At 53.7% G+C, this 13,205-nt stretch carries 14 protein-coding genes; 8 read left to right on the top strand and 6 right to left on the bottom strand.

Annotated elements, in window-relative coordinates:
• Window positions 1-552: 552 nt before the first annotated feature.
• The 4 genes from KJS40_RS02710 to KJS40_RS02695 are packed head-to-tail and all read left to right on the top strand — an operon-like array spanning window position 553 to window position 2,238.
• Window positions 553-1,035, top strand: coding sequence for a cupredoxin family protein (locus KJS40_RS02710; RefSeq protein ID WP_213538969.1), 483 nt, complete (start codon window positions 553-555; stop codon window positions 1,033-1,035).
• Complete coding sequence (locus KJS40_RS02705) at window positions 1,032-1,514, top strand: DUF411 domain-containing protein (RefSeq protein WP_213538968.1); 483 nt, start codon at window positions 1,032-1,034, stop codon at window positions 1,512-1,514. Before KJS40_RS02710 ends, KJS40_RS02705 begins: the two co-directional genes overlap by 4 nt.
• Window positions 1,511-1,666, top strand: coding sequence for a hypothetical protein (locus KJS40_RS02700; protein ID WP_213538967.1), 156 nt, complete (start codon window positions 1,511-1,513; stop codon window positions 1,664-1,666). Before KJS40_RS02705 ends, KJS40_RS02700 begins: the two co-directional genes overlap by 4 nt.
• 2 nt (window positions 1,667-1,668) lie before the next feature.
• The gene (locus KJS40_RS02695; protein WP_244859671.1) at window positions 1,669-2,238 is read left to right on the top strand and encodes a cytochrome c; all 570 of its coding nucleotides are present in this window, start codon (window positions 1,669-1,671) and stop codon (window positions 2,236-2,238) included.
• Window positions 2,239-2,643: 405 nt separating this feature from the next.
• Here the strand turns inward: KJS40_RS02695 and rplS are convergent, their stop codons facing one another.
• The 5 genes from rplS to polA all read right to left on the bottom strand — a co-directional run bounded on the left by rplS (window position 2,644) and on the right by polA (window position 7,655).
• Window positions 2,644-3,048 carry a 50S ribosomal protein L19 gene (gene rplS / locus KJS40_RS02690; RefSeq protein ID WP_025040400.1) on the bottom strand — a complete coding sequence of 135 codons (405 nt, stop codon included), beginning with the start codon at window positions 3,046-3,048 and terminating at the stop codon, window positions 2,644-2,646.
• A 28-nt stretch (window positions 3,049-3,076) separates the two neighbouring features.
• Window positions 3,077-3,847, bottom strand: a complete 771-nt coding sequence (gene trmD / locus KJS40_RS02685) for a tRNA (guanosine(37)-N1)-methyltransferase TrmD (RefSeq protein ID WP_213538965.1) — start codon at window positions 3,845-3,847, stop codon at window positions 3,077-3,079.
• 3 nt (window positions 3,848-3,850) lie between these two features.
• The gene (rimM, locus tag KJS40_RS02680) at window positions 3,851-4,363 is read right to left on the bottom strand and encodes a ribosome maturation factor RimM (protein WP_213539687.1); all 513 of its coding nucleotides are present in this window, start codon (window positions 4,361-4,363) and stop codon (window positions 3,851-3,853) included.
• 22 nt (window positions 4,364-4,385) lie between these two features.
• Complete coding sequence (rpsP, locus tag KJS40_RS02675) at window positions 4,386-4,649, bottom strand: 30S ribosomal protein S16 (RefSeq protein ID WP_090455247.1); 264 nt, start codon at window positions 4,647-4,649, stop codon at window positions 4,386-4,388.
• Between the two features lie 264 nt (window positions 4,650-4,913).
• Window positions 4,914-7,655 (bottom strand): DNA polymerase I, encoded by a 2,742-nt coding sequence (gene polA / locus KJS40_RS02670; protein WP_213538964.1) that lies wholly within the window; start codon window positions 7,653-7,655, stop codon window positions 4,914-4,916.
• Window positions 7,656-7,677: 22 nt separating this feature from the next.
• Between polA and KJS40_RS02665 the strand changes: the two genes are divergently transcribed.
• The 4 genes from KJS40_RS02665 (at window position 7,678) to KJS40_RS02650 (ending at window position 10,676) form a co-directional block, all read left to right on the top strand.
• Window positions 7,678-8,409, top strand: a complete 732-nt coding sequence (locus KJS40_RS02665) for a TIGR00730 family Rossman fold protein (protein ID WP_213538963.1) — start codon at window positions 7,678-7,680, stop codon at window positions 8,407-8,409.
• Between the two features lie 56 nt (window positions 8,410-8,465).
• Window positions 8,466-8,828: a DUF2782 domain-containing protein gene (locus KJS40_RS02660; protein ID WP_213538962.1), complete on the top strand. Its 363-nt coding sequence runs from the start codon at window positions 8,466-8,468 to the stop codon at window positions 8,826-8,828.
• Window positions 8,829-8,915: 87 nt separating this feature from the next.
• Window positions 8,916-9,866, top strand: coding sequence for a homoserine kinase (locus KJS40_RS02655; protein WP_213538961.1), 951 nt, complete (start codon window positions 8,916-8,918; stop codon window positions 9,864-9,866).
• 54 nt (window positions 9,867-9,920) lie between these two features.
• A complete protein-coding gene (locus tag KJS40_RS02650; protein ID WP_213538960.1) occupies window positions 9,921-10,676 on the top strand; it encodes a BPSS1780 family membrane protein in 756 nt (251 codons plus the stop codon).
• Between the two features lie 45 nt (window positions 10,677-10,721).
• Here the strand turns inward: KJS40_RS02650 and KJS40_RS02645 are convergent, their stop codons facing one another.
• A complete protein-coding gene (locus KJS40_RS02645; RefSeq protein WP_213538959.1) occupies window positions 10,722-12,971 on the bottom strand; it encodes a UvrD-helicase domain-containing protein in 2,250 nt (749 codons plus the stop codon).
• Window positions 12,972-13,205 lie beyond the last annotated feature (234 nt).

Raw genomic sequence — 13,205 nt, 5'->3', positions numbered from 1 at the left:
CTTCTCCCAACCGGCAAAACTGTCTCGCAACCTGCCTCGCCATCATCTCGCGTCCTAATGGATTATCTGGGTTTAAAGTAAATGCTCAGGACGATACGGGTTCGGCTCAAGGCATAGCGCTTCGCAGGTCTACCTGTATAATCCGCGGATGTCGAGAAATTGGCTCAGCGCTGCCTATATGCCCAAAAACCCAAGGCGGGTATCGGCTCCGCCAGCCTGAAAGAAAGGAACTCCGCTGCCGCTTCTCAGTCTATTTCCGGCAAGACATTACCTCTTTCCAATCCCCGCGGTCAAGATGTTAATTCATGTCGGCGGCGTGCGGCTTGAGGCTTGAGGCATTGAATGGAAGCCAGCCATCGGATAATGTCTGGATAATAATGTAAAATGAATGTCCTCCTACCTGCGTACGGAAAATTGGATCGCAACTGGCAGAGCTTGGGGCAAAACGGGCCGGTGAGCTTTTTTTTGCTATATTGTTATTGAGGTACCCCCAATAACGATTGGGTTGATATTGAAAATGGGAATTCGAATCTCAGCCGAGAGGAAAATCACATGAAAAAGATCTTGATCCTATCTGCATTAACTTTGGGTTTGGCCTCATCCGCCGCCTTTGCGCAGTACGATCATCACGGTGGGGAAAAAGACTCCTCCCTGGGCAGCCCCGGTGATCCCGGCAAGGTTTCGCGAACCATCGAAATAACAATGGTGGATAACCGCTTCAAGCCTTCGGAAATTAAAGTAAAACAAGGTGAAACAGTTAGATTCCTGCTTAATAATACAGGCAAGAAAAAGCATGAGATGATGATCGGTACGCCGGAAGATATCGATAAACATAATAAAATGCTGAAAAAATTTCCCGATATGGAGCACCCTGACGAGCCCGACATGGTCAGCGTCGCGCCAGGCAAGACCGCGGAACTGGTGTGGCATTTCACCGAAGCCGGAACGGTTGATTTCGCCTGCCCGTTGCCAGGGCATTTCAAGGGTATGAATTTTCCAGGTATGAAAGGAACAATCGAAGTGGAGACCAAATGAAAATATCAAAGCAGGCATTATTGGCAGGATCCATCCTCATCGGCGCCTTGGCGGGAAGCGGCGCTCATGCCACCGCAACGACGGTCGAGGTTTACAAGAGTTCGACCTGCAAATGCTGTGCGAAATGGGTTGATCACATGCGAGCAAACGGGTTTACGGTCAATACCCACGATGTAGGCAATAAGGAGGCCCGCGAGCGAGCCGGGATTTCCACTACCCTCGGGTCATGCCATACTGCCCTGGTCGACGGTTATGCGATTGAAGGCCACGTGCCCGCCCAGGATATCAAACGCCTTCTCAAGGAGCGTCCCCGTGCTATCGGCCTGACCGCCCCGGGTATGCCTCATGGTTCTCCGGGTATGGAAGGGGCGCGCAGCGATCCGTATGATGTGCTTTTAATAAACAAACAAGGCGATACTACTGTTTACAGCCAGCATCGTCCATCCGACTCAAAAGATTCAGTGATGAGGCTGAAATGAAGCGTATCAAACTCTGTAACCTTAACCCGCAGCGCATGAAAGAGAGATCCAGCAGGGTTTCCCTGACATCGCCAATAGGTTTCTTTGCAGCCCTGACCATTCCGCCGCATGCCGCGCAAGGAATGGCTGGCGCGGGAGGCAAGCGGCCTTGAACGTGCATCGTTTCATTCTCGTAAGTGCGGTAATCGGCATCATTGCAAGCTGCGGCGAATCCAAGCCGCCTGCCACAACATCAACACCGCCTGCTTCACCCGCCGCTGCGCCAGCATCACCCGCTGCCGAACCTTCCCCGCCTGTCGCTGAACCGGAGCCGCTGGCTGCGGCATCTGTCCCGGCACCGGCGGAACAACCAAAAAATCTGGCCGCACGCAAGCTGGACCCGGAAAAAATCAAGCGTGGCGAGGCCACTTATACCAAAAATTGTGCAAGCTGCCACGGACCCAATGGCGAAGCCACTCCAGGTTGGCGAATACCGGCGGCTGACGGCAGATATCCACCGCCTCCACTGGACGGTAGTGCTCATGCCTGGCATCACTCAACCGAAACATTGGAAACAATGATCCGGGACGGTAGCCCGGGTGCCGGTATGCCGGCGTGGAATGGAAAATTGACGAATCAGGAAATCGATGACGTGATCGTCTGGATCAAATCGCTATGGCCGGATGAAGTCTACGATATCTGGTATAAGGAAATTGAGGTTAAGCCGGAGCCGAAACGAAGCTGAGCGCAGACTATTTGCTGCGTTGTTTTGGGATAACTGGCTTTTGGGATAACTGGCGTAACGCCATTTTTCGGGTTCAGACCTGGGTCTAAGCCTGAAAAAGGCGACCAGGTTTCGCCCAAGCCGCCCAAGGAGCGATGATTCCCTCTCAAAGGAAACGGGAACATGCGAAAGCCCCCACCAAGCCGATCAGGCGGCCGACTGTTTCCCTATCTTATCTAGCAGTCCGTCGGACTTGAAGAATCGCAGCTAAAAAGTGACTGGTGAGGACGGATTTTGGGGGATTTTGAAGGCCAATAGTTATTCTATTGGCCGGAAAAGCGGCGAAATCCTTCAAGCCCGACAGGCTGTCAGGATAGCGGCCGGCAATTCAACGCCGCTCTCACTCCTCGTCAAGAGCGGCTACGCTTAACCCTCTGGCTGGCTCGCTTTCGGTGCCGCCTTCTTTACCGCAGCACGGGCGGGAAGCTTTTCCCGGATGCGCGCCGACTTGCCGGAACGATCCCGCAGGTAATAAAGCTTGGCGCGACGGACATCCCCGCGACGTTTGATCTCTATGCTGGCAATCAGCGGTGAATAGCTCTGGAAAGTCCGCTCCACACCCTCCCCGCTGGATACTTTACGTACGGTAAAGGCCGAATTGAGACCACGGTTGCGCTTCGCGATAACAACACCTTCATAAGCCTGTATTCGTTTACGGTCACCTTCCACCACGTTGACGTTAACGATTACGGTATCTCCAGGAGCAAAATCCGGAATTGTCTTGCCGAGGCGGCTGATTTCTTCATTTTCAAGTTGTTCGATCAGGTTCATTTGTGCTCCTTACTTTATATTCCTGGTTTCAATTGGTGATATGGATATGCTGGAACTCTTCCAACAACTCCTTTTCTTCTCTCGTCAGGCCATGTTCAACTTTCAATGCCAGCAAATCCGGTCGCCTGAGCCATGTCCTGCCCAGGGACTGCTGTAAACGCCACCGCTTGATCCTGGCATGATTGCCAGACATCAGAACTTCAGGCACCGCATTTCCCCGGTATATCTCCGGCCGCGTGTATTGGGGAAAATCCAGCAATCCTGCCACAAATGAGTCCTGGCTCGCCGATTCGGGATCACCCAGCACGCCTGGCATCTGCCGCACCAGACAGTCTATCAGTACCATTGCGGCCAGCTCGCCGCCAGAAAGTACGTAATCGCCGATAGAAATTTCATAATCGACCTGACGCCCTATCAAACGCTCATCCACCCCCTCATAGCGTCCAGCCAGCAATATCAGCGCCGGTAACTCGCCCAACTCCACAACCAGGCCATGATCCAGCGGACGTCCCTGGGGAGAAAGATAAATCACTTTCGTTTCCGCGATGCCGAGGGCTGTCTGCCTGTTCCTCGCAGCAGTAAGCGCTTTTTCAAGCGGCTCAGCCAGCATTACCATCCCTGGCCCGCCACCATAAGGCCGATCATCTATCGTATGATAATTATCCACGGTAAACTCACGCGGATTCCAGGTATGCAGACGATAGATATCGTTTCCGTTCGCCCTCCCGGTCACGCCATGCTTGGTAATCGCGTCGAACATCTCGGGGAACAGGGTAACGACATCAAACTCACGCGCCATGTCTTAGTAGTCCACGCCCCAATCCACCGTTATCCGGCACGCCTTCAAATCTACTTTTACAATTACTTGGCTGATGAAAGGAATCAATCTTTCCCTTTCGGGATCTTTCAAATCTTGCACCTGAAGCACATCGTTGGCGCCGGTTTCAAGTAATCCGGTCACTTTCCCCAGTGCTTCGCCCTGCTGGTTAATGATTTCAAGTCCGATCAGGTCCGACCAGTAATAGCCGTCTCTACCGCTATTCGACAAGACCGGCAACTGACTGCGAGGAATTGCAATTTTCAGGCCTTTCAGTTCCGTCGCTGCATTACGATCGGCGCATTGCTCAAGTAACGCGGTCAGTCTGTTCCCGTGAACACCGCTTGCGTTAACTATAAAGTTGCGCCATTCGCCATTGCCGCTGCCCAACCACCATATCGGGTAGTCAGCCAGCCCATCTATATATTCGGTATAGGGAAAAACCTTGATCCAACCTGACAAACCGTAAGGGCCAACGATATGCCCCATCACCACCATCGGCTCGACCGCTGTGCCCGGTCTAACTTCCTGCGGCTTCTTGTTTCGCGCCAAACTGCTTGACCAGCCTCGTTACGGTATCCGACAGCTGCGCACCCTGTGATTGCCAATAAGTGACTCGATCCAGTTTGACCCGCAGCCCTTCTTCACCTTCAGCCGCTCTCGGGTTATAAAAACCGACGCGCTCGATGAATTTGCCATCACGAGCGTTGCGTGAGTCCGCTACTACCATATTGAAAAACGGGCGATTCTTGGCGCCGCCGCGTGCCAATCGAATAATGACCATGTATATATTGCCTATTGAGGTCTAAAACTGAAAAGGGTGTGATTTTACGGTAATTTTTGCCGGATTAGCAAGTAATACTTCCGCTTGCCAATAGGGATGGAAGGCGTAGAACCCATAGATTACCACATGCTGATCGGGCAAGCCAGCTACGTCCACGGCTAAGGCAGTCCTTCCATTAAAGCCCGGAATCTCCATCAAGTCTTCCCTGCTCGCCTGCCAGCGTGGATGAGTGGCCGAGCTGGCAAAACAATTTGGTCTCTTACCTTAATGTGCCTGCTCCCAATTTGAGCCGACACCCACCTCCACTAACAGCGGCACATCGAGCTCGGCCACGTTACCCATGAATTTCGGCAATTCACGTTTCATCATTTCGATTTCGTCAGCCGGCACTTCCAGCACCAGCTCGTCGTGGACCTGCATGATAAGTTTGCTGCGAAGGTTTTCCCGTTCCAGCCAACCATGCACCGCAATCATGGCGAGCTTGATGATGTCCGCTGCAGTGCCTTGCATCGGTGCATTGATTGCGGCACGTTCCGCAGCCTGCCTGCGATTGCCGTTGGCACTGTTGATCTCCGGGAGCCGTAATCGTCGGCCGAATACGGTCTCGACCCAGCCCGTTTCCTTGGCGGTTTCCCTGGTCCGCTGCATATAGTCTGCCACACCCGGATAGCGGGCGAAATAACGGTCCATGTAAGCCCGGGCGGCCGCGCGCTCAATGCCGAGTTGAGAGGCAAGTCCGAATTCGGACATCCCGTATATCAAGCCGAAGTTAATGATTTTTGCGTAGCGCCGCTGTTCGCTGCTCACCGCTTCCAGCGGGACGCCGAACACTTCCGACGCTGTCGCACGATGTATGTCCTCACCCGCGGCGAAGGCTTTGAGCATCCCTGCATCATGCGAAATATGCGCCATGATGCGTAGCTCGATCTGCGAATAATCGGCAGAGACTATGCTATGCCCCGGCGATGCGATAAATGCTTCGCGAATGCGGCGGCCTTCGACAGTACGCACGGGGATATTTTGCAGATTGGGTTCGTTGCTGGCGAGCCGCCCGGTCACCGCTACCGCCTGCGCGTAATTGGTATGCACCCGCCCGGTAGCGGCATCCACCATACGCGGGAGCTTGTCGGTATAGGTAGACTTGAGCTTGGCGACGCCACGGTAATCGAGCAGGACTTTTGCAAGGGGATAGTCCAGTGCAAGCCGTTGCAGCACATCTTCGTCCGTGGAAGGCACACCGCCGGGCGTTTTTTTAATGACGGGCAACTTGAGCTTGTTGAACAGGATTTCCTGAATCTGCTTCGTTGAATTCAGATTGAACGGCTGTCCGGCGATTAAACACGCTTGACTCTCCAGTAACAGCATTTTTTCGCCGAGTTCGCGGCTTTGATTTTCCAGCAACTTCAAGTCCAGCAGTACGCCGGTGCGCTCTATGTCGAATAGTATCTCCATCGCCGGCATTTCAAGAACGCGATAAATATATTCAAGCTTTGCATCCGCCGCAATTACAGGGTACAGGTGCTGATGCAGTTGCAGCGTGATGTCGGCATCTTCAGCCGCATATTGCGAGGCGCGTTCGATGTCCACCTGATCAAAATTTATCCGGCCGGCTCCCTTGCCCGTGATCTCATCATAACTGACGGTCTTGACGCCGAGATGCCGCAATGCAAGGTTATCCATATCGTGCGGTCGGTGGGATTCAAGCACATAGGACTGGAGCAGCGTGTCATGAACGATACCGTTCAAGGCAATGCCATAACTGGCAAAAATATGCTTATCGTACTTCAGGTTCTGCCCGAGTTTTAGCTTGGCCGGATTAGTCAGCCAGGGCCTGAGCTTATCGAGAACAAGATCGAGCGGCAGTTGCTGCGGCGCGCCGGCATACTGGTGCGCCAACGGCAAGTAAGCGGCCTGATGAGGCTCAACGGAAAATGCGATGCCGACGAGCCGCGCCTGCATCGGGTCCAGCCCGGTGGTTTCGGTATCCAGTGATACCACCGGTGCGGCATCGATACGCATGACCCATTCATCGAGCTGGGCCGGTGTAACAATGGTTTGGTAGTCCACCGGCACCCGATCGGCGCGTACCTCGCCCGCACTCGCTTGCGGATAAGTCCGAGCCAGGGAAAAGGAAAGCTCACCGCCCTTTTCTCCTGAGCCCGGGTCCCGCAACTCTCGCAGCCATGTTTTAAAGTCCAGTCGCTCATACAGTTCCGCCAGTTTGGCGGTATTTTGCGGCTGCAGCCCAAGGCCATGCAGGCTTACCGGTAAGGCGACATCGCACTTGATCGTGAGGAGCTCGCGAGACCTGCTCAACCAATCGAGCGCGCCGCGTAAATTTTCGCCGACCACGCCGCCGATTTCATCGGCATGGGTGACGATATTGTCCAGCGTACCGTATTGCGTGAGCCATTTTACCGCGGTTTTAGGACCGACCTTCGGCACGCCCGGAATGTTGTCGGATGTGTCGCCGACCAGCGCCAGGTAATCGATCATGCGCGCCGGCGTAACGCCGAACCGGGCCACCACACCGGCTTCATCAAGCGTTTCGTTTGTCATGGTATTCACCAGCGTTACCTGCTGATTCACAAGCTGCGCGATATCCTTGTCGCCGGTAGAAATTATGCAACGCATATTCTCCCGTTCAGCCTGTTTAGCCAGCGTAGCGATCACATCATCCGCTTCCACCCCTTCCACAATCAGCATCGGCCATCCCATGGCATTGATGCATTCATAAAGCGGCGCTATCTGGGCAACGAGATCATCCGGCATGGGAGGCCGATGCGATTTATACTGCGCGTAAAGGTCATCGCGAAAAGTCTTGCCTTTTGCATCAAATACGCACGCGCTATAATGGGCTTCGTAATCCTTGTGAAGGCGGCGCAACATATTGATCACGCCATAAATCGCCCCCGTCGGCTCGTTGTTGCGGTTGCGGAAGTCTGGTAACGCATGAAAAGCGCGATATAGGTAGGATGAACCGTCAACCAGCAGTAATGTTTTCATCTAACTCCAAAGGTTTTTGACAATGAGCCCGAAAGACAAGCTACTAGCCCGCACCATGACAAACGAATTTCGGGAACAAACCTGGTCGGCGAGCGAATCGTGGCGCGTATTCAGAATTATGGCAGAATTTGTCGAAGCGACGGAACGCTTGAGTTCGATCAGGCCCGCCGTAAGTATTTTTGGTAGTGCACGTACGCTCCCTGAGCATCCATACTATAAACTGACCGAGCAGATCACCCGCCAATTGTCCGATGCGGGTTTTGCCGTAATCTCCGGCGGTGGCCCCGGTATCATGGAAGCGGCTAACAAGGGTGCTTATTTTGGGAAATCACCCAGTATCGGCCTGAACATCCAGCTCCCTCATGAACAGCACCGCAATGTCTACCAGGATGTCAGCCAGACCTTTCGTCATTTTTTTGCGCGTAAATATATGTTCGTCAAGTTCGCCAGCGCGTACGTCGTTTTACCGGGCGGTTTTGGTACCCTTGATGAACTAATGGAAGCGCTTACGCTGGTTCAGACCGGCAAGACCCGGAAAATGCCTATTATCCTCGTTTGTTCGGATTTTTGGCGCGGCATGATTGATTGGCTCCAGCAAGTGCTTGTCTTGGAAGGCATGATCGGTCCGGAAGATATGAACCTGATACAGATGATCGATGAGCCGGGCGAGGTTGTCGATGCCATATTCAAATATTATGAAACCCGGGGTTTCGAGCCTTCCGCAGCCGAGCGCGAAGTCCAACTCAATCTGTAATGGCGGGTCATTTCGGATAGAATGACATATTGACCCTGACCCTGCCGGGAGGCGCCATGCGTCGTATAGTTCTTGCATTATTATTGATCTCTGCACTACCCGCAGCAGCGCAATCCAATGAGCCCAAGGATCTCCGGCCCTTGCCCGAGGTTCCGGAACCACCGGAATTACCTTTGCCTTCACCGGGTGCGGAAGAGGACGCCTCGCTGGAGCCGCAGGTTACGATCACGAAGCGCGGAGAGGACCAGATCGAGGAATACCGGATCAATGGCCAGCTTTACATGATCAAGGTGACGCCCCGTATTGGCCTGCCGTATTATCTGATGGATAATCGTGGAGATGGAACATTTGCTGCCCATGACACCGGCGGCCTCGACCAGCGCATTCGTCCTCCGATGTGGGTAATACGCGAGTTTTGACCTTTGATTAAAGGCAGCGAGATTCTTCTTCCTGTTGCTGCCTGGCTTTTTCGTCCTGTTGCTGCTTAGCCTTCTTTGCTCCCGTTCATGTCCGTCTATACCACTGTCACGCATCACCAGCTTTCCGTCTGGCTGAAAAACTACTCTCTCGGGTCATTGATCGATCTGCAGGGCATCTCCTCGGGCATCGAAAACACCAATTATTTCGTCACGACCAATCACGGCAAGTACGTTCTTACCCTGTTTGAAAAGCTGAGCGCTTCCGACTTGCCCTACTACCTGAACCTGATGGCCTACCTGTCACGCCATGGCATTCCGTGCCCCAGCCCAATCGCGGATCTCGACAATAAATTTCTTGGCGAACTCAACGGCAAACCGGCGAGCATCGTTAGCTGCCTGCACGGAAAATCCCAGGAACATCCGACTATCCTGCACTGCGCTGAAGTCGGCGAACTCCTGGCAAGCATGCATTTATCCGGCCTTTCCTATCCCGAGAAAATGGAGAACTCACGTGGGCCGAAGTGGTGGAAGGCCACGGCACCTGGCGTCATGCCATTTCTTGCCGCGGAGGATGCGAAAGTTCTTCGGGAAGAATTACGTTTTCAGTCATTGTATCGTTTTGAAAACCTCCCTCGCGGCGTAATTCATGCAGATCTGTTTCGCGACAATGTTCTGTTCAACGACAACGCGATGGGCGGCGTGATCGATTTCTATTTCGCTTGCAACGATGTCTTGCTGTACGATCTCGCCATTGCCGCCAACGACTGGTGCCTGAACGAAAATGGCGAACTGGACGAGGCACGTACATCGTCTTTACTCCAGGCCTATCACCGCACCCGCCCGCTTACTGCCAGCGAACACAGTGCTTGGCCAGTAATGCTGCGCGCCGCGGCTTTGCGTTTCTGGTTATCGCGGCTCCAGGATTATCATTTGCCGCGCATGGGTGAACTCACTCATGTCAAAGACCCCGCCCACTTCATGCGTATACTGAAGAACCATGCGTCAACCCACGCCAGACTGACGCCGGTTTGGGTTTGAGTATAAAACCGGGGCAACGCTTTGCGGCAGGCACAGCCCTATCGGAGATAAAAAATGCAAGTCAGGCAAGTGGATGCAAAACAGGGATGGCAGTGGATAATGTCTGGCCTCCTTTTGTTCCGCAGAGCTCCTCTGGTATGGATTATCCTGTGTGCCACCTTGCTGCTGATCGCTGCCACACTGGCGCTTATTCCGATGGCAGGACAGTTTATTTTCACCTTACTCTCGCCGGTATTCCTGGCGGGCGTGATGACAGGATGCAAAACCCTGAACGAGGGTGGCCGACTGGAGATTACCCACTTGCTGGCGGGCTTTCGCGGCACTGCATCTCCGTTGATAACGATAGGGGGAATCTATCTGGTGGGGCAGGTACTGATTGTTGGAATGTTCATGCTGGTCGGAGGCGACGTACTGATGAGCTTGTTGCTGGAGGGGAAAAGGGTCGATGAGAATGAATTGCGGAATGTATCAGGCGATATGCTCTCCGCATCCCTGGTGGCGCTCGTGTTGACCATTCCGCTTTTGATGGCTGTCTGGTTCGCGCCACTGCTGGTGAAATTCGGCAACATGCAGGCGTTGGACGCAATGCGGTCCAGCTTTGTTGCCTGTCTGAAAAATATCGTTCCACTCCAGGTTTATGTTATTACGCTCGTAGTCGTCATGACGATACTGATGATGCTGGTCAGCGTCCTGCTAGGCCCTTCGCTAATGGTACAGTTAGCAGTCATCACGGCCATGTCGCCGATCTTGTTCGCTTCCATTTATGCGAGTTACCGCGACATTTTCCAGGATTCGGCGGAGGTCGCGTAACAATTCTTCAAAACAATTCTTCAAAAGCTCCCGATTCATCCAGCTTTACGCACCGACCAGTTTTGCATACTCCAGCAATAACCACTTTGTGCCGGCACGGCTGAACTTGACCTCGACACGAGCGTCCGCGCCGCTTCCTTCGCAATTGACGATTACACCCGCGCCAAACTTGGCATGCACGACATTCTGTCCTACTCGCCAGGGCGATGCCGGTGAGTCGTGCCTCACGGGCTGCTGGATTGCCTTGCCATACCCATGGCCGTAATCCCCGGAGCCTGGTTCGTGATTTCGAATTCCAGTCTTCTGCAGCGGTTGCAACCACTTCAGCAAGTTATCCGGAATTTCCTGCAAAAACCGCGAAGGAACGTTATAGCGGGTCTGGCCATGAAGCATGCGGCTTTGGGCGAAACTCAAATACAACCTGCGCCTGGCCCGAGTCAACGCGACATACATCAACCGCCGTTCCTCTTCCAGGCCGGCTGCTTCGTTACGACTGTTATCATGTGGAAACAGGCCTTCTTCCAGCCCACTCATGAACACGCTGTGAAACTCAAGACCCTTGGCCGAATGCACTGTCATCAACTGCAGCGCATCCTCTCCACCGCCAGCCTGATGCTCGCCCGCTTCCAGCGACGCATGGGCAAGAAATACCGTGAGGCTATCGTCCTCCGCCTCATGTACGAAGCTCGCGGCTGCGGTGACCAATTCATTCAAGTTTTCCAGTCGATCGGCTCCTTCGCGTTCGGCACGATAATGCGCCACTAACCCACTATGCTCCAGGACGTGTTCCACTACCTCCGGTAGCGGCAACTTCTCGCATACCTGGCGCATGGATTCGATCATCGCGACAAAACCACCAATTCCTTTCTTTGACTTCTCCGGCCCCTTACCACCCTCGGGTCTCGCAGGGTTTTTATCCTCCGCTTCCGGTAGAGAAAGCGCTCCACCTCCGCATTTCTCGATCATTGCTTCCCAAAGGCTTCCTCCTTGCCGCTCGGCTTCGTCCTGTAACTGTTCCAAACTTCGCATACCGATACCGCGCGCAGGAAAGTTAACAATCCTCAGCAGCGCATTGTCGTCGCCGAGGTTGACCAATAGCCGGAGATACGCCAGGGCATGCTTGATTTCCTGCCGCTCGAAAAACCGCATTCCGCCATAGACCCGATACGGCAACGAGGCGTTGAACAAAGCGTGCTCCAGCACCCTGGATTGCGCATTGGAACGGTAGAGCAATGCCATCTGGGACAGCGACACGCCTTCCGCACGCAGCGATTTTGCTTCGCCCACGATGAATGCAGCCTCATCGAAATCGTTCGGCGCGTTATATACGCGTATCGGTTCGCCATGGCCCTCGGAGGTCCACAGATTCTTGCCGAGCCGGCCGCTATTGTTGCGTATCAGCGTGTTGGCGGCATCCAGTATATTGCCGTGCGAGCGATAGTTCTGCTCCAGCTTGATGATTTTCGAAATACGAAAATCGCTTTCAAACTCCTTCATATTGCCGGTGTTGGCGCCACGAAATGCATAGATACTCTGGTCGTCATCTCCAACGGCAAATACAGCAGCCTGTTCGCCGGCAAGCAGCCTTAACCATCTGTATTGCAGACGGCTCGTGTCCTGAAATTCATCCACCAGAATATGGCGGAAGCGGCTGCGATAATGTTCGCGAACGATTTCATTCCGGCTCAGCAGCTCGTAACTGCGCAGCAGCAGCTCAGCAAAGTCAACCACGCCTTCCTTATTGCATTGCTGCTCGTAAGAAAGGTAAAACTCGACCGCCTTACGCGCAAAATCGTCATAGGTTTCAACCTGCGACGCCCTCAACCCCCCATCTTTTGCGTTGTTGATGAACCATTGGACCTGCCGCGGCGGAAATTTTTCGTCATCCGCACCCAGATTCTTCAGGATGCGCTTGATTACCGCCAGTTGATCGGCGGAATCCAGAATCTGAAAAGCCTGCGGCAATCCGGCATCCTGATGATGGGCGCGAAGCATGCGATTGCACAGGCCGTGGAACGTGCCTATCCACATACCGCGCGTATTGATCGGCAGCATTGAAGAAATGCGGGTAAGCATTTCCTTCGCCGCCTTGTTGGTGAAAGTGACGGCCAGTATGCCGTGAGGACTCACCTGGCTGGACTGGATCAAATAAACAATGCGCGTAGTGAGTACCCGTGTCTTGCCGCTACCCGCACCCGCCAACACCAATGCCGACTGGTGCGGCAAAGTGACCGCTTCGCGTTGTTCAGGATTCAGTGCGGAAAGATTCAGTGCGGAAAGAGAAGGAGAAGGCATTATGGAGAGGGCTTCCGGTCAGATGTTCCGGAATAATCTTGAATTCCGAAATTGGGTAAAGACTCGGCGTGCAGGCAGGGCACGACGAGTCCTGTATGGCTTGACGATAACTGCTGGGCTCGGAGTTACCGGCGTGTATGCAATTTGTGGAGCAGTCGGGCAAAAAGAAGATATGGCACCGCTATAAATTCCAGCTCCGCGGCATTATGTAGCGCTGTGAGTGTGAAAACAACA

This window comes from Nitrosospira sp. NRS527 (assembly GCF_018406445.1).
In the GTDB taxonomy this organism is placed as follows: domain Bacteria; phylum Pseudomonadota; class Gammaproteobacteria; order Burkholderiales; family Nitrosomonadaceae; genus Nitrosospira; species Nitrosospira briensis.
This window is presented reverse-complemented; position numbering and strand designations above follow the sequence as displayed.